Annotated in this window: 11 protein-coding genes; 5 read left to right on the plus strand and 6 right to left on the minus strand. The window is 44.1% G+C overall.

Annotated features, from left to right (window positions below):
* Positions 1–160 precede the first annotated feature (160 nt).
* The 6 genes from NX845_RS14580 to NX845_RS14605 all read right to left on the minus strand — a co-directional run bounded on the left by NX845_RS14580 (position 161) and on the right by NX845_RS14605 (position 11,647).
* On the minus strand, positions 161–2,239 hold the full coding sequence (locus NX845_RS14580; protein ID WP_017077170.1) for a DUF4962 domain-containing protein: 2,079 nt from the start codon (positions 2,237–2,239) through the stop codon (positions 161–163).
* A 219-nt stretch (positions 2,240–2,458) separates the two neighbouring features.
* Entirely contained in the window at positions 2,459–4,237 is a 1,779-nt protein-coding gene (locus tag NX845_RS14585; protein WP_017095154.1) for a sodium:solute symporter family transporter, read from the minus strand.
* Between the two features lie 768 nt (positions 4,238–5,005).
* Positions 5,006–5,722 (minus strand): FadR/GntR family transcriptional regulator, encoded by a 717-nt coding sequence (locus tag NX845_RS14590; RefSeq protein WP_017095155.1) that lies wholly within the window; start codon positions 5,720–5,722, stop codon positions 5,006–5,008.
* A gap of 390 nt (positions 5,723–6,112) precedes the next feature.
* The gene (locus NX845_RS14595; RefSeq protein ID WP_102456178.1) at positions 6,113–6,967 is read right to left on the minus strand and encodes a fumarylacetoacetate hydrolase family protein; all 855 of its coding nucleotides are present in this window, start codon (positions 6,965–6,967) and stop codon (positions 6,113–6,115) included.
* 316 nt (positions 6,968–7,283) lie between these two features.
* Positions 7,284–9,437, minus strand: coding sequence for a heparinase II/III family protein (locus NX845_RS14600; protein WP_260256958.1), 2,154 nt, complete (start codon positions 9,435–9,437; stop codon positions 7,284–7,286).
* A 2-nt stretch (positions 9,438–9,439) separates the two neighbouring features.
* On the minus strand, positions 9,440–11,647 hold the full coding sequence (locus NX845_RS14605) for a heparinase II/III family protein (protein ID WP_108156557.1): 2,208 nt from the start codon (positions 11,645–11,647) through the stop codon (positions 9,440–9,442).
* A gap of 333 nt (positions 11,648–11,980) precedes the next feature.
* On the opposite strand from NX845_RS14605, the gene NX845_RS14610 reads away from it, so the two are divergent.
* The 5 genes from NX845_RS14610 to NX845_RS14630 all read left to right on the plus strand — a co-directional run bounded on the left by NX845_RS14610 (position 11,981) and on the right by NX845_RS14630 (position 17,627).
* The gene (locus tag NX845_RS14610; protein ID WP_004733502.1) at positions 11,981–12,316 is read left to right on the plus strand and encodes a cupin domain-containing protein; all 336 of its coding nucleotides are present in this window, start codon (positions 11,981–11,983) and stop codon (positions 12,314–12,316) included.
* 34 nt (positions 12,317–12,350) lie between these two features.
* Positions 12,351–13,283 (plus strand): sugar kinase, encoded by a 933-nt coding sequence (locus tag NX845_RS14615; protein WP_017077178.1) that lies wholly within the window; start codon positions 12,351–12,353, stop codon positions 13,281–13,283.
* Positions 13,284–13,356: 73 nt separating this feature from the next.
* Positions 13,357–13,983 (plus strand): bifunctional 4-hydroxy-2-oxoglutarate aldolase/2-dehydro-3-deoxy-phosphogluconate aldolase, encoded by a 627-nt coding sequence (locus NX845_RS14620; protein WP_017069898.1) that lies wholly within the window; start codon positions 13,357–13,359, stop codon positions 13,981–13,983.
* 859 nt (positions 13,984–14,842) lie between these two features.
* Positions 14,843–16,609 (plus strand): sodium:solute symporter family transporter, encoded by a 1,767-nt coding sequence (locus NX845_RS14625; protein WP_017077180.1) that lies wholly within the window; start codon positions 14,843–14,845, stop codon positions 16,607–16,609.
* A gap of 253 nt (positions 16,610–16,862) precedes the next feature.
* Positions 16,863–17,627 (plus strand): transporter substrate-binding domain-containing protein, encoded by a 765-nt coding sequence (locus NX845_RS14630; protein WP_017095159.1) that lies wholly within the window; start codon positions 16,863–16,865, stop codon positions 17,625–17,627.

Below are 17,627 nucleotides of genomic sequence, written 5' to 3' on the forward strand. Positions count from 1 at the left end.
GGCCAATTAAGTGTTCTTTCAACCTGATCGGTTTGCCAACGTTGTCAACTAATACAACTTAACTGACTTATCCAACTCCAACTTAATTGGCTAGACAAACAAAAAAACTCCGAGCTTTCACTCGGAGTTTTTAGTATCTAACTTCTGTTACTTCAGCGGATTACAGTTCGATTGAAACCGTTTCGCCGTCAACATTTAGCAGTAGCGTGTTGCCTTCAAGCTTGTGAGACACTTCAACTTGCTCGCCTTCGTTTTTATTAGGAACGAGAAGCGTCAGGATGTTGTGCTCTTTCGATGGCTTGAATTCCACTTCCACGTGACGGTGGATCTCAAGATCTTTAAACTCGTATGGGTCAACTTCGCCAAAGCCTTCAACGTTCTTAACTGAAGTGATGTTATCAGCAGACTCGTTGATGAAGTTTACGTCTAGGTGTGCAACTTCGCCGCGGATAGTGAAAGACTTGTCTGCCACTTCGTTTGCGAAAGTTGTGTGCATTAGCCAAGTCATGTCTTTCTCTTCAGAAAGCGTTGCCTTGTCTTGCATTACGAATACTTTACCTTGAACGAACCAGACTTTACGCTTGTAAGATTCAATTTCAGGAACGAAGTACTTGTAAGATGCCGTTGCATCACCTTCAACCATCTTCACATCAGATTCAGTGTCGAAGTCAGAGATAGTGCCGCCCGCTTCGATACAGAAGCGATCTTGGTGGTTTTCGTAGCCTGTGTTCTTGTTCTCGCCGTACTGACCTTTACCACCGAATAGTGGAAGGTTTTTAGAGAACGTTTGACGACGCCATTTCGTGTGCATGTCTACACCGAAACCACCGTAGTAACCTGTCACTGATGCTAGCGTTTCACCGAATGCGTGCAACGTAAATGCGTTTTGGTCACCGTGAGAGTGGCTGATTGAGCCAAACGGAGAACATTTGAATACCATGTGAATATGGTTATCACGCTCAGTCATCTTGTTGTGGAATGCAGCCCAACCCGTGATTGGGAATACTTTCAACAGTGGATCGTTCGATGGTGCTTTCTCTTCAGGTGCATCCCAAAGGAAGTTAAAACGAAGATCGTCGTAGCCGAAGTCCCACCAACCAAAGTTGTAGAATTTGGTGTGTGCTTCAGTATCACGGCCTTTCAGTTGGTTGTAGTACCAAACGTACTCAGGCTTCTGGTTAACACCTGCGTAGTGCTTGATGTTGTAAGCCAGTTTTAAACCTGGGAAATCACCGATTGAAGACTGGTCACAGAAGCTTGCGCGCTTAGAGTGAACAGGCATGCAGTAAAGCGGGAAATCACCTGTGTTTTCGTAGAATGTTTTGTTAAACATGTCTACACCACAGTATGCTTTCAATAGGTCGAATGCTTCGCCTAGGAATGCAGTTTGCGTGTTCCAGTAATCAGGACCTTCAGCCCAACCGCCGTCTACACCGCCCCATGGTGGGTAATGTACTGCGTAGTATTCTAGCGCGTATGCAATGTACTCGCCTGCTTTCGGGTGATCGTGGTAAAGCGCGATACACGTTGGGATGATAGCAGAAGAGATAGAACGAACACCGTGGCTGTTTAGTGGGTTGTTCAATAGATCAACCGTCACTTTCAGGTGGTGCATGATTTCGTCTAGACGCTCAATCAAAGCATCTTGAACTTGCTGGCGTTCTTCATCTGTGAAGTAGCCGTGTAGCCAGTCGTAACCCCAAGCCATAGCAGCAATAACACGGAAAGCCGCTTCATCGTTATAGCCACGAGAAGTCACGCCTTCTGGATCGTACGTAGACAGTTTTAGAGTCCAAGCTTTTGCTTTCGCAATTAGCGCTTCGTCTTCTTTCACAACACCAGCAATCGCTAGGTTACGTGTCGCGTTCAGTGCCATTTGGCAATCAACGTACATTTGACGCCAATAAGGACGCCATAGAGAAGCTTTACCTACCGTCTCAGCTGGGTACGCTTGAGGCTCTTCGAAAGGAGCAGTCTCAAGGAACTTAACGGTAGAGTTGTTGTAGAAATCATCAAACATACAGTGAGCTTGATCAGCTTTCACTTTTGCTTTGAATTCTTCTAACTGATCAGCTTGAACAAGAAGACGCGGACGTGCTTCGCTCAAGGTGTCTAGGAATGATAGGTCGAAGTCACGTGTTTGAACTTCGATAGGAAGTAGGTCTACAAGATTACCTGCTGAAGTATCGTTTTCCAGCTTCATCTTCCTGATTGCATCAAGAGATTTTTGGTCGCTCATTCTAACTCACTTATTTTTCAAGTTGATTGAAAGGAATTAGCAATAATATACGTCTTATTGTAGGACAATTGAATATATTTCGATTCGATTGAACCACTTTGTACAGTTTTCGTGATTTAGGTCAGATATCTTTCACCTGACGGTTTTCCGGTTCCGCAGAATAAAAAAATGCGACGCCCTTTCGAGTCGTCGCATTCTATTATAAACGTTTTCTATGTATTAGCTTTCGGTTACTGCTTTCGCTTGCTTGCCGCCATCATCGACCGCTTTCACAAGTAGAACACCAACACCACCAACAATCACACCACAAAGGATGAAGACTAAACGTCCCCACATTGGGTTCGTCAGAACAGCCATCAACATGATACCAACACCCGCTACCGCAATCAGTTTACCAAGCATTTGACGTTGTTTGTTATCCAACACTTTTTGCTCTGCCGATTCTGCTACTAATGGTGTATCTAAGTTGCCAAAGAACTTATCAACATCCGCTTGACGTTCTTTTGATAGAGGCTTGTAGAACATCGTAGATAGTACGAAGAAGCCACCGGTTAGCGTGATGTGAGCAATCAGACCAATCGCAACTTTAACATCAGACCATTCACGTCCTGTTAGAGTATCAAGACCAAACGCCGCTGCTACCATCTCCGCGTTGATAACAAAACCAACCACATAAGATACGATACCACCAACAACTAGCGTTCCCCAACCAGCCCAGTCCGGAGTCTTCTTGATGAAGAAACCAAGGAATGCAGGAATCGTCATAGGGAAACCGATTAACGCACCTACGTACATCATTGTATCAAACAGGCTCAAACCTTTTAATGAGTTGATGAACTGTGCGATTAGGATAATAGCGAAACCAAATACCGCTGAAGTAATTTTAGATACGGTTACTAGCTCTTTCTCTGATGCTTGACCTTTACGAACGATTGTTTCGTAGAAGTTCTTAACAAAAATACCTGAGTTACGGTTTAGACCTGAGTCCATTGAAGACATTGTCGCTGCAAACATCGCGGCAACTAATAGACCAACCATACCTGCTGGCATGTACTCTTGTACGAAGTATAGGTAAGCAAAGTCGCCCGCTTTTTTACCTGCATTAGGGTAAGCCGCTGATAAATCAACACCTTGGCCTGCAATGAACCAAGAAGGCATGAACCAAATAAACACACCACACAACATCAACACACAAGCAAGCAATGCAGCTTTCTTAGCATTCTTTGAATCTTTTGCTGCTAGGTAACGGTATGAGTTAAGCATGTTGTTCGTGATTGAGAACTGCTTAACGAAGATGAAGAATGCCCAAATCGTAAAGATGCTTAGGTAGTTGATGTTGTTGCCCCAAAGGAACGAACCACCATCTTGTACTGGGAAGTTGTTAACAATCTCACCAACACCGCCACCTTGAACAACCGCTACAACCGCACAAGTTACCGTTACCGCCATGATGATAACCATCTGCATGAAGTCAGATGCGATTACCGCCCATGAACCACCTGTTACCGACATTGCCAATACCACTAGGCCAGTCACCCAGATAGTCATGTTCATGTCGAAACCGAAGATACCCGAAGCGATGATTGCCAATGCGTTTAACCACACACCCGCAGATACCACTGAGTTCGGCATTGAAGACCAAGTGAATACTTGTTCGTTGGTTGCACCAAAACGCATACGAATCGCTTCGATTACCGTAACAACGCGAAGTTGACGGAATTTCGGCGCGAAGTACGCGTAGTTCATGAAGTAACCAAATGCGTTGGCTACGAAGATGACCGCTACAGCGAAACCATCGTTATACGCTTTACCTGCTGCACCGGTGAATGTCCATGCACTAAACTGGGTCATAAAGGCGGTTGCACCAACCATCCACCACAACATGTTACCGCCCCCGCGGAAGTAGTCACTCGTAGTGCTTGTAAATGTTCTAAACATCCAACCTATCGCAATCAAGAATAGGAAATAAATGCCGACAATAATCGTGTTGAGTTCCATCGTGTATCCTTTGTCCGTTTTAATTTGTTACGAGGACTATAGGAAATTCGACTCCTTATTTGTAGTACAATAATCCAAATAAGTGATGGTGATCTTATTTTGATTGATTAAGTTAATTATATATATGACATAGGATGGAATATGGCTAATCCATTAAGGAAATTGTTAGGGTTTTAGGTGAAAACTCAAAAGATCAAACACTAAAAATAAACTTCACCTTAAAAACAACAACTTAAAATAAAAGTAAGACTTTGCACACTTATTAACAAATACAACCAAACACATATAAACATAAAGACCTCAAAAATAATAAAAGAGAATCCGTGACCAAACCCACATCATTCATCACACAATAAACCAGTGTTTTTTACGAAATCGAGCGGGTAATATCATTAGAATTCAATTTAAATATCTAAATATTAAATCCACGAACCCTGTTTGTTTAATCCCAGATTTAGAATACTTAGAGGTGAAAAATCCCGGCTGTCGCATAACTACTTGTCTGATACGGGCAGTCTGAAAATGTGTTTAGAACGATGCTTGGGGATTGTTACGTAGACGTTAAAAATAAGGCGGGTTGTAACGTGGAAGAATAGCTTAACAGACGTAGCAAAAAGACTGACCCAAAATAGTGCTACAGATGGTGCAACAAGCGGTCTAAAAACCCAAAAAGGCATGCACTAGGCATACCTTTTTAAGTCGTTTATCTGAACGTGAGGCTGTTCATCTCAATGTGAGATGGCTCAGATGCACTTTAAATCGTTTCTATTACGCAGTAGCCAAACGGTGGTTAGCATCTTGCAAGTGAGCTGCAGACACAACTCTCGCCTTGTCACAATCACCGGCCATGATAGCTTCATAGATTCTACGGTGTTCATTGATGCATGTGCTTCCCTCTTCAGAAGAATGCACGATGAAGTTAACAAACATCGTAGTCAAAATATTACCGAACGGTAGATAGAAGTCGTTACCTGTCGCATTGAAGATCAAGCTATGGAAACGAGTATCAATGTCTGTCCAACGTTCTTGGTCAAACACTTCAGCTTCATCCACTTCGACCATTTTTTGGAAGATCTCTGAAAGCTCAATACGTTGTTCAGCCGTCGCAAATTTGGCTGCCAGTGCACACGCTTCAGGTTCAATCGCACGGCGAAGACCTAAGAACTGTGAACAGAATTGGTCTACGTCGGTTAGGCCGTCCATCCATTCAATCAGTTGTGGATCAAGGAAGTTCCAGTATGCGCGGTCTACTACACGAGTACCGATTTTCGGGCGGGACTCTAATAGACCTTTAGAGGTCAATAGTTTAACTGCTTCGCGAAGTGCCGTTCGGCTGATACCAAACTGTTCACACAACGCCATTTCACCAGGAATAATAGAACCTTGCGGCAGATCACCAGACAAAATTCCACGAGCGATTTCGCGTGCTACTTGCACGTGCAGGCTACGCTTCGAGCCCGAAATTGAATTAAAAGTGCTAGCCATAAGTTCGCTTATTTATATGTTATGTTTATGTATTATTTAAGGAGCACTATAACAGTATTTCAACCTACAGCCAATTGAGTAAAATCAAAGCGGATAGTACCTATTAATTTATGCAATTAATCAAACACTTAGAAAGCATCTAATTTCTCTTAGCTAGAAACACTGTGTTACACCACTAACAAAACCCTCGCCGAGCATGTAGGTTCGTCATTCTCGTTTTCTCTGCTCGCTTCCAAAAACATCACTCAATTGGGCTAAAATAATGGAACCGAAAAACGGTTAGTTTATTCACTACACAAGTTAACCTAGTTCAAATTAATAGGTTCAAGTCGTCTACGTACTGCAAATTCAGACATAAGCTCTGTAGCTCCCAACGCTAATTCAATTCCATCAGAACCGCACTTCGTTGACCACAGTCCCTACCCCTTCAATCGTGACACTCACTTGGTCCTTGTCGGACAAAGCATAGGTTCTTCCCGGCGTTCCCATGAAAACAAGATCGCCCGGTTTGAGGGTAAAATAATGGCTCAAATAGCTCACAACTTTTCTTGGCTTGTGGATCATGAACGAAGTATTTTCTTGTTGAACCACTTTACCGTTAACACGAGTGGTTAACTCAACATTGTTGTAATCAATGCCGCGCACAATTGTGTTGCCAACCGGGCCAAAGCCATCTGAAGCTTTCGCTCGAAGCCATTGTAAATCCGTGCCTTGCCAGCTTCTTTCTGTAATATCATTGCCCACCGTGACACCAAAGATCGCTTGTTCGGCTTCTTCTTCACTGGCTTGACTGAGCTCTTTCCCAATCACAACCACCAGCTCGCCTTCAAAGTGAACATTTCTTGCTTTTGGTGGCACTTGAATCACTTCGCCTGTGAGAATCAAAGAGGAAGGAAGTTTAAGAAACATCGGCGGTGGTGCATCGGCAGGTGAAGCTAAGTGGCTAGCGAAGTTCATCCCGACGGCGAATACCTTCTCTGGTTGTGTTGGCAGTAGCACTTCAACCGAATCCAGTGGAATCGAAGCCTTCGCGACTGAATATTCGCCAAAGATGTCGCCACGAATTGGCAGCACTACGCCTTTATCTAACTTTCCATAACTGATCTTGTCTTGATATTGATAACGCACGAACTCCCCAGTTTCGACACTGCTATCAGACTCTTCATTTGCTAAAACAGCGTTAGCAAAAACAGAGGTAGAACAAGAGACCGCTAGTATTAATACCAACCCTTTCATTAACTTCATGATTCACTCCCTAACCGTTTATTCCTATCAGTTACTGTAGTCTAAACACAGGTGAGCATTAGCTATTTTCCTTCGCTTGGGTTAACTCTTTGTTCCTTATCCCTTCTAGTAAGCAGTTCAATTCTGTTTCCTACACGCATAAAAAAACCGAGCAACTCACAGTGAGTTACTCGGTTTGACTTATTCCCGATGTATTCAGTCGTTGTTGGTATCAACGAACGATTTTGCAATCACGACTGAATTCAATGTGATGCTTCGTTCCCGCAAAGCACCACATCAACACAAGCCATCGTTAAATAACTTGCGTGTCAATCATTTACAGTTGAGCAAATGATCCTTCCCACGAGTATGTCTCACCCGCGAACTCAACAGTGTGAGTTGCTTGCTGCGTGTCTTCAGCTTGGTTTGAGATACCGTAGTGGTAAGTGTTACCAGAAGTAGTCTGAATGCGAACAACAGTCCCGACACTGTTATGGCCCACAACAGACACTGATTTAACTAGACCACGAGCGCCTACAGAGGCTTCGATAGACTCGTTAAAGTAACCATGCGTTTCTAGTACAGAAGCAAACACGTGGTTTTGACCAGACTGACGTAAGATGAACGCAGGCTCACTCTTAAGGTTGAAGTCTGGATCGTTAGCACCAGTGCGAGCAAAAATCACTTCGCTGCCCGCATTCGCGCTAGTTACTAGGCTGTAGTAGCTGCTGTCATGTAGCCAGCTTACTAGAGAGCCTTCTTCATTCACTTTGCCTGAAGCCACGTTCCATAAGTGCTGGTAACCGTTGTCTTCACCTAGCGGCTTAAGCGTTTTTTCCATGTTGTAATCAAAGTCAGTACGGATGATCTGACCAGAGTGGTGAACGGGTAGGTCGTACTGGTGCTCAGCGTCCGCTTCGATGCGGTATACGTCGATTACAAGTGGCTTCTCGAACTCAGGAAGTTCAGCAAGAATCACGCTGCGTTGCATGTCTACGCCTGTGTAGTACTCAGGAATTGTGCCGCTCATGCCTTGCAGTGACTGATTGTCTGCTACGAAGAAGTGCTTCTGACCAAACTTAGACTCAGCCAGTGCTGTGTTGAAGTTGTTCTGCGTTTTCTGATCAACCGTTACTGTGTTGTGAGCAACTGTCTGCTTACAGTAAGACTTGTTCTCTGGGATGTAACGACCGCCAAACTTAGGCTCAACGTTTACCCAGCGACCGAAGCCGTAATCGTGCAGCACTTCGTGGCCACGGTTGAATACGCTTAGGTGCAGGCCATCGTAGTGACCGTGGTCTAGAGCAGAGTGGTACTGGTGATCAGAACCGTGTTGACCAAACCAGATCAACGCCATCGTGTCGTCATCTTGCTCGTCACGGTGACGAAGGATGCTTACGCCGCCTTTTTCGCCTTCAGGACCGTCGGTTACAAACAGGCTACCCCAGTTGAATGCTTTGATGTCGTCTGCTGAATCAACCGCGTCAGACAATGTTTTACCTGAAGCATGAACCCAAACGTTTTGTTGGTGGTTAGCCATACCAAGCAGAGTTTCAGTCTGCTCGTAACGGTGGTAACACACAGACGTTGCCATGATAACGCCTTCATCGTTGATAGAAATTGTCTTCGATGAATCGTTCAGAGCTGGCAATGTACCGTCTGGGAATGCCGTTTTGAATACAGAGTAAGACGTTGTCTTGATCACTGAATCGTTGAATTCATAGATACCAACTTCAGGCTGACGACGTTCAATCGCCTCTGCAAACAGGTAGATTGGACGTAGCGAGAAACGGTGGTAGTAAGGACCTTCCATGTAGTAGCCGTCTGGCGAGAACAGTTGGTCAAGTTGCGCTAAGAAACCGCCGCTTACTTTGTCTAGTTTCAGGCCGTAAAGCGCTTTGTCTACAGATTCTTGGTCGTTGATTGCGTAACCACAGATACCTACCGCTGCCACTGCCCATAAGCCGTGGTTGTGTACGATATCGAAGTCGTGTGCGTAAGTAACAACGAACATTTCGATCATCTGCTTAAGAAGATCGTCTTCGATCAGACGCTTTTGCTCTTCAGAGATAGTGTGGTAGATGCAGCTGTACGCACAAGAAGCGTAAAGCATCCACATGTTCTCGTTCAACGTTTGGTGGAACAGCTTACCTGGAGGGTTAGAGTCACGGCTTACGTTGCTTTCAAGTGTTGGGTATACCGTCGCGTACGCTGTTAGCATATCAACGATGTAATCACGGTATTTTGTTTCCTCAGTGATAAGGAACAAACGACCTGCTAGATCCATATGGATGTAGTTTTGCTTGTGACGGTTGTGCTCGTAACCGCCGCCTTCACCGTGACCTGGTACTTCAATGCCAACTTCCGCCATGTAAGCGTCAGTTTGTTTAATGTCGCGAGTCAGTGCGTTACCTAATAGGCTATCCTTGCCAAGTTCTTTACGAAGTTCAGCTGCTTCATCAAAGTTAAGTAAAAGTGGTTGATAGCTCATTATTATTTCCCCTGCTCTGCAGTGCTAAGTTCTTCTGAATTCGTTTCTTGTAAAGTTGTCTCTACTGAGTAGAAGCCTTTCCAGCTGTATACTTTGCCATTCAGTTCTACTTTGTGTTCAGTGCTGTCAGTCGCGCCAAGTTGGTTGCTGATCATCACTGTCACGTTTGATTTCTCTGTGGTGATCTCAACTACCGAACCGATATTGGTGTGAGCCACGACTTTGATGTCTTTCACAACACCACGTGCATTGACAGATTGCTCGAATTCTTCGTTGAAATAACCGTGCGTTTCAACAACAGAAGCAAACAGTGTTGTTTCGCCTTTGCTGCGTAGAATGAACGCAGGCTCTGAACGTAGATTGAAACTTGGGTCGTTAGCACCAGTGCGAGTAAAGATAACTTCAGCATTATCGTTAGACGTTGCACCTAGCCATGTGTAGTAGGTGTTGTTTTGTAGCCAGCTTACAATTGCTGTTCCCTTCACTTCACCGCTTGCGACGTTCCATAGGTGTTGGTAACCGAAATCGTCACCTAGCGTGTTCAGCTCTTTGTTTGCTTGGTATTCAAAGTTAGTGCGAACAATCTGACCTTGATATTGGTGTGAGTAGTCGTATTGATGCTCGCCTTCGCCGCCTTTCTCAGAATCTAAGCGGTATAGGTCTAACAATAACGGAGATTCTATCTCTTCAAGGTTTAGCATGAACACGCTGCGTTGCATGTCAAAGCCTTGGTAGTGATCGTTAGCAAATGCACTCATGCCGTTGATTTGCTCGTCTTCTACTTTGAAGAAGTGTGGTAAACCGTGTACAGCGTCTGCACGTTCAACGTCAAAGTTGTTCTGACATTTTTCATCAATCGTGACTGCGTTGTGAGCAATCGTTTGACGAGCGTAAGATTTGTTTTCGTCTAGGTAGCGGCCGCCGAATTTAGGCTCCACGTTAACCCAACGACAGAAGCCGTATTCGCGTAGCACTTCTTGACCGCGGTTGAAGAAAGAAATACCCAGCGTATCAAAGTTGCCGTGACCCATGCCGTGTTGGCCGTAGTTCATCACAAGTTGAGAAACGTCGCCTTTCTTATCCTGCATGCGGATAAAGCCTTGCGCGCCGTTGTGACCTTGAGGGCCTTCATTCAATTCAACACTCGGCCAGAAAGGCATGCCGATTTCTTTCTCCGCAGAAGCGGCTTCGTAGGCTTTAGATAGCTCAAGACCACATGGGTGCATCCATACTGCGTCTTGAATCTTCGCCATACCCAGAATATTTTGGTCTACGCCGTTTTCAGAAGAGTAATGCTTGCTGTAAACACTTACCGCAACCTGAACACCCATGTCAGTGATACCCATGGTACGAGAAGCATCATTCAGAGCTGGGAACTCACCGTTCGGGTAAGCCGTCGCAAGCATCGCTTGTACTGTGTTACCAATCACGCCGCCTTTGTAGTTGTAGATATCAACTTCAGGCATATGACGGTGAATCACTTCAGCAAACACACACGTTGGACGAATCGCGTAACGGTGGTAGTAAGGACCTTCCATGTAGTAGCCAGAAGGTGCAAATAACTGAGAAACTTGCGCTAGGAAACCGCCAGTATCATTACGGTCAATGCCGTACACTGACATTTCTAGGTATTCACGTTTGCCTAAAGCAAGACCACAAATACCCACAGCGGCTACAGCCCAAATACCGTGATTGTGAATACGGTCGAAGTCGTGTGCGTATTTAACGGTGAACATTTCTAGCATGGGTTCAAAAATGCGAGACTCAATGTTGTCACGCTGCTCTTGTGTCAGTGTTGAAGCAACACAAGAGTAAGCTAAGCTTGAGAACATTAACCAACAGTGTTCGTTCAGGATTTGGTGGAACAAACGACCTGTAGGGTTGGTGTTTTTCTGTACGTGGTAATCAAACGTTAGATATTTGTCTGCGTACTCTTCTAGTAATTCAGTAACAAAGTCAGCGTATTTTTGCTCTTTAGTGATCAAGAACATGCGACCAGCTAGGTTCATGTACGTGTAATTTTGCTTGTGGCGGTTATGTTCGTAACCCCCAGCTTCACCATGACCCGGGACATCAATAGGTAAACGCATGAATGCTTCTAGGTCTTTCGCGTTCGCTGCAATGGTTTTGCCCATTAAGCTAGAACGGCCCACTTCAAGATGAAGCTGTTCGATTTCAGCTTCAGTCAACAATACTGGTTTAGTCGTCATATTCTTTGTCACCCTCAATAAAGAGTTTATCTGCTTAAACTTTGATTAAATTTTCAAACTCCATATAAAGTAATACAATATGAGCTTTAATTATACCTATTCGTCGCCAAATGATGAGTAGAGTCACATAATTCACCGTAAGCCATTGATGCAGTTAACTAATGCCAGATACCAAGCATTTCTTAAGTTGTTGATTCATTTACGCTATATAAACTATCGCTTGATCAATATCACACAAATTTAGATATATTGTATTACAATTAGGCTCATTCCCTTATGATGGATGCAAGTTAAGTAACACTTAAAAGATTTAAACAGATTAGGAGATACACAATGAACTCTTTCTTTATCCTAGATGAAAACCCATGGGAAGAACTTGGTGGCGGCATTAAGCGTAAAATCGTTGCTTACACTGACGATCTAATGGCAGTACACCTATGCTTTGATAAGGGCGCGATTGGCCACCCTCATACTCACGAAATTCACGACCAAATCGGTTATGTTGTTCGTGGTAGCTTCGAAGCTGAAATCGACGGCGAGAAGAAAGTGCTTAAAGAAGGCGATGCTTACTTCGCTCGTAAACACATGATGCACGGTGCGGTTGCACTAGAACAAGACAGCATCCTTCTTGATATCTTCAACCCTGCGCGTGAAGATTTCCTAAAATAATAACTAGCGCAACCTCAGTTGCTAAGGTAAGCATATGAAATCATTAAACATCGCGGTCATTGGCGAGTGCATGGTTGAGCTACAAAAGAAACAAGACGGGCTTAAGCAAAGTTTTGGTGGCGATACGCTGAATACTGCACTTTACTTATCTCGCTTAACAAAAGAGCAAGATATCAACACGAGCTACGTAACTGCACTCGGCACTGACCCATTCAGTACCGACATGTTAAAAAATTGGCAAGCGGAAGGTATCGACACGAGCTTAATAGCTCAGCTGGATCACAAACAACCAGGGCTTTACTACATCGAGACCGATGAAACTGGTGAACGCAGTTTCCACTACTGGCGTAGTGATGCTGCAGCGAAGTTCATGTTTGATCAGGAAGACACGCCTGCTCTTCTTGATAAGCTGTTCTCTTTTGACGCGGTTTACTTAAGTGGTATTACGCTGGCAATCTTGACAGAAAATGGTCGCACGCAGCTATTCAACTTCTTAGACAAATTCAAAGCTCAAGGCGGCCAAGTATTCTTCGACAATAACTACCGACCTAAACTTTGGGAAAGCCAACAAGAAGCGATTTCTTGGTACTTGAAAATGCTTAAGTACACAGATACGGCTCTGCTGACGTTTGATGATGAGCAAGAGCTATACGGCGACGAAAGCATTGAACAATGTATTACACGTACGTCTGAGTCTGGTGTGAAAGAGATCGTCATTAAACGTGGCGCGAAAGACTGCTTAGTGGTTGAAAGCCAAAGCGCTCAATACGTTGCACCCAACCCTGTAGACAACATCGTTGATACGACTGCCGCTGGCGACTCGTTCAGTGCCGGCTTCTTGGCCAAGCGCTTGAGCGGCGGTAGTGCTCGTGATGCTGCATTTGCAGGTCATATTGTGGCAGGAACCGTGATTCAGCATCCAGGTGCTATCATTCCTCTAGAAGCGACGCCTGATCTGTCTCTATAATTACGCACTTTAACTATTAATCAAGGGTTTGCTTAGTTGAAAGCAGGCCCACATTTAACGTGAGAAAGAATTCATGACGACATTAAATGAACAACTAGCAAACCTAAAAGTAATTCCTGTAATCGCGATCAACCGTGCTGAAGACGCTATCCCTCTAGGTAAAGCGTTGGTTGAAAATGGCATGCCATGTGCAGAAATTACACTACGTACAGAATGTGCAATCGAAGCGATTCGCATCATGCGTAAAGAATTCCCAGACATGCTAATCGGTTCAGGTACTGTACTGACTAACGAGCAAGTTGACGCATCTATCGAAGCTGGCGTTGATTTCATCGTAAGCCCAGGTTTTAACCCACGTACTGTTCAATACTGTATCGACAAAGGTGTTGCAATCGTACCGGGTGTTAACAACCCAAGCCTAGTTGAGCAAGCAATGGAAATGGGTCTTCGCACGTTGAAGTTCTTCCCTGCTGAGCCTTCAGGCGGTACTGGTATGCTTAAAGCACTAACAGCCGTTTACCCTGTTAAATTCATGCCTACTGGTGGCGTAAGCTTGAAGAATGTTGATGAATACCTATCGATCCCTTCTGTTCTTGCGTGTGGCGGTACTTGGATGGTTCCAACTAACCTTATCGATGAAGGTAAGTGGGACGAACTAGGCAAGCTTGTTCGTGACGCAGTTGATCACGTTAACGCTTAATCTGTTTTAGATTTGGTGATAAAGCCTCACTTCGGTGGGGCTTTTTGTTATCTGACGTTTATTGCGCTGACTAACCGTAAAACACGCTCAATCAACGTTCTGTTTCCCCATACCCTATCGCCGTTCTCCCTATGGCCTCGTACAGCTCCGTGACTAAGACAGGCAAGAACGAGTGATGTAAGGCTTTCAAGCGACCTCAGTATGCATCTAGCGAAGGGTTACTGGTGCTCCCTACCGCTTATCCAGCTCCTTATCCATCCCTTTATCCGACAATATTCCTTTTCAATACGTCGTCAAACATTTCTCATAGCATGCACTGAAGACCACAATAGACAAAGTGAGCCGAAAGAGTGTCCCGTCGTCCAGTTTAACGACGACTCAGTGACAAACATTCCAAATACGCGTCTCTCTAGCACGAAAAAATTAATCAATAGCATGGAAAGGCTACAGAACCGCAGACAAACACAAAATAGCGAGGTGAAAACAATGAGCTACACTTGAAATCCTAATACAAGAATTTCCAGAATAGAGTTTCAAATTAACGTGAATGGCGTCGCACAACACACCAATTTGTAGCACATTTGTTACGGTTATAATTAAAATCTTATAGATAAAGTAAAGTAAGCGCTTTTGCTTATATTGTAATACATATAAACATTTAACCCTCACTTTATTTTATATCTAAAACAAAATACGCAACCAATTAAAACCAATTAAAACAATGACTTGATTAGTTACTTACCAATACCTAAAAAATCAATGCGACCTAGATCATACTAAAGACATATTGTAGTACAAATAAATCTTTGAACGCGTTAATCTAAGCCCAGTTAATTATGATATTTAAAAGGCTGAAAAGATGACTATCGATACTTTTGTTGTTCTCGCCTACTTCTTCTTTTTAATCGCGATTGGTTGGATGTTCCGTAAGTTCACCACCTCTACCAGCGATTACTTCAGAGGGGGCGGCAAAATGTTGTGGTGGATGGTTGGTGCAACTGCCTTCATGACACAGTTTTCAGCATGGACGTTTACAGGTGCCGCAGGACGCGCGTTCAATGACGGTTTCGTTATTGTAATCCTATTCTTAGCCAATGCTTTTGGCTACTTCATGAACTATATGTACTTCGCTCCAAAGTTCCGCCAACTTCGTGTGGTAACGGCGATCGAAGCTATTCGTCAGCGCTTTGGTAAAACGTCTGAACAGTTCTTCACATGGGCAGGTATGCCTGACAGCCTTATCTCTGCGGGTATCTGGCTAAATGGTCTAGCTATCTTCGTAGCAGCGGTATTCAACATCCCAATGGAAGCAACCATTGTGGTAACGGGTATGGTTCTAGTATTGATGGCAGTAACAGGCGGCTCTTGGGCGGTTGTTGCTTCTGACTTCATGCAAATGCTTGTTATCATGGCGGTTACGATTACTTGTGCGGTTGCAGCTTATTTCCACGGTGGTGGCCTAACTAACATCGTTGCAAATTTCGACGGCGACTTCATGTTAGGTAATAACCTTAACTACATGAGCATCTTCGTACTTTGGGTTGTGTTCATTTTCGTGAAGCAGTTCGGTGTAATGAACAACAGCATCAATGCTTACCGTTACCTATGTGCAAAAGACAGTGAAAACGCACGTAAAGCGGCAGGCCTAGCATGTATCCTTATGGTTGTTGGCCCACTAATCTGGTTCCTACCACCTTGGTACGTTAGTGCATTCATGCCTGACTTTGCATTGCAGTACGCTTCAATGGGTGACAAAGCGGGTGATGCAGCTTACCTAGCATTCGTACAGAACGTAATGCCAGCAGGTATGGTTGGTCTTCTTATGTCAGCAATGTTCGCTGCGACAATGTCTTCTATGGATTCAGGTCTGAACCGTAACGCTGGCATCTTTGTAATGAACTTCTACAGCCCTATTCTTCGCCAAAACGCGACTCAGAAAGAGCTGGTTATCGTAAGTAAGCTAACCACTATCATGATGGGTATCATCATCATCGCGATTGGTTTGTTCATCAACTCACTACGCCACTTGAGCTTGTTCGATATCGTAATGAACGTGGGTGCATTAATTGGCTTCCCAATGCTGATTCCTGTACTACTAGGTATGTGGATTCGTAAGACTCCTGACTGGTCTGGTTGGTCTACACTAATCGTTGGTGGCTTCGTTTCTTACATCTTCGGTATCTCTCTTCAAGCAGAAGACATCGAGCACCTATTTGGTATGGAAACAGCGCTTACTGGCCGTGAATGGAGCGACTTGAAAGTTGGTCTTAGCTTAGCTGCTCACGTAGTGTTTACTGGTGGTTACTTCATCCTAACTTCTCGCTTCTACAAAGGCCTATCGCCTGAACGTGAGAAAGAAGTTGACCAACTATTCACTAACTGGAATACACCGCTAGTCGCGGAAGGTGAAGAGCAACAAAACCTAGATACTAAACAACGTTCAATGCTTGGTAAGCTTATCAGCACAGCAGGTTTCGGTATCCTAGCAATGGCTCTGATTCCAAACGAACCAACAGGACGCTTGTTGTTCCTACTATGTGGTTCGATGGTACTCACCGTTGGTATCCTACTGGTTAACGCATCTAAAGCTCCGGCTAAGATGAACAACGAGTCAGTTGCTAAATAGCTAAACAGCTAAACAGCTAACAAGTTAAACCAATAATGAAGCCCATGTTATTCGATAACATGGGCTTTTTGTTTGTCTACGGTTTATCAAAATGGAATATGAAACACATCTTTATCAATGTTCACAAATCAATAAAGTTACCTATCTCCTGCCCTCGTTTTATCTTCTTTTACAACCTTTCCAATGGTTTGATCTCTTTCTCTGATTGTTTCTGTTACTTTGAATAACAACACAAACACAACAGATAATTACAATGAAAAAAACATCACTATTACTTGCTTCCATTACTCTGGCACTTTCTGGTGTAGTACAAGCTGACCAGCTAGAAGACATTCAAAAATCAGGTACACTTCGCGTCGGTACTACAGGCGACTACAAACCTTTTTCTTACTTCGACGGCAAAACCTACTCTGGTTATGACATTGACGTAGCCAAACATGTTGCAGAGCAGTTGGGCGTTGAATTACAGATTGTTCGTACCACATGGAAAGATCTACTGACCGATCTAGACAGCGATAAATACGACATCGCGATGGGCGGTATCACGCGTAAAATGCAGCGTCAGTTAAACGCAGAACAAACTCAAGGCTACATGACCTTTGGCAAGTGTTTCTTGGTTGCGAAAGGCAAAGCAGAACAATACAACAGCATTGAGAAAGTGAACCTTTCATCTGTGCGTGTTGGCGTTAATATCGGCGGGACTAATGAGATTTTTGCGGATGCTAACTTGCAAGACGCGAGCTTTACGCGTTACGAGAACAACCTAGACGTTCCGCAAGCCGTTGCGGAAGGTAAAGTTGATGTAATGGTGACAGAAACTCCTGAAGGTCTGTTCTATCAAGTGACGGACGAACGTCTTGAAGCGGCACGCTGCGAAACACCGTTTACCAACAGTCAATTCGGTTACCTGATACCAAAAGGTGAACAACGCTTGTTGAACACAGTGAACTTCATTATGGATGAGATGAAATTGAAAGGCGTCGAAGAAGAGTTCCTGATCCACAACTCTCTTAAGTAA

Source organism: Vibrio sp. NC2 (assembly GCF_025195005.1).
Classification (GTDB): domain Bacteria; phylum Pseudomonadota; class Gammaproteobacteria; order Enterobacterales; family Vibrionaceae; genus Vibrio; species Vibrio splendidus.

Bases quoted from the DNA above. Each gene is read 5' to 3' on its own strand.
- NX845_RS14580 (WP_017077170.1), bottom strand. From the start codon at position 2,239: ATGAGCGACCAAAAATCTCTTGATGCAATCAGGAAGATGAAGCTGGAA.
- NX845_RS14585 (WP_017095154.1), bottom strand. From the start codon at position 4,237: ATGGAACTCAACACGATTATTGTCGGCATTTATTTCCTATTCTTGATT.
- NX845_RS14590 (WP_017095155.1), bottom strand. From the start codon at position 5,722: ATGGCTAGCACTTTTAATTCAATTTCGGGCTCGAAGCGTAGCCTGCAC.
- NX845_RS14595 (WP_102456178.1), bottom strand. From the start codon at position 6,967: ATGAAGTTAATGAAAGGGTTGGTATTAATACTAGCGGTCTCTTGTTCT.
- NX845_RS14600 (WP_260256958.1), bottom strand. From the start codon at position 9,437: ATGAGCTATCAACCACTTTTACTTAACTTTGATGAAGCAGCTGAACTT.
- NX845_RS14605 (WP_108156557.1), bottom strand. From the start codon at position 11,647: ATGACGACTAAACCAGTATTGTTGACTGAAGCTGAAATCGAACAGCTT.
- NX845_RS14610 (WP_004733502.1), top strand. From the start codon at position 11,981: ATGAACTCTTTCTTTATCCTAGATGAAAACCCATGGGAAGAACTTGGT.
- NX845_RS14615 (WP_017077178.1), top strand. From the start codon at position 12,351: ATGAAATCATTAAACATCGCGGTCATTGGCGAGTGCATGGTTGAGCTA.
- NX845_RS14620 (WP_017069898.1), top strand. From the start codon at position 13,357: ATGACGACATTAAATGAACAACTAGCAAACCTAAAAGTAATTCCTGTA.
- NX845_RS14625 (WP_017077180.1), top strand. From the start codon at position 14,843: ATGACTATCGATACTTTTGTTGTTCTCGCCTACTTCTTCTTTTTAATC.
- NX845_RS14630 (WP_017095159.1), top strand. From the start codon at position 16,863: ATGAAAAAAACATCACTATTACTTGCTTCCATTACTCTGGCACTTTCT.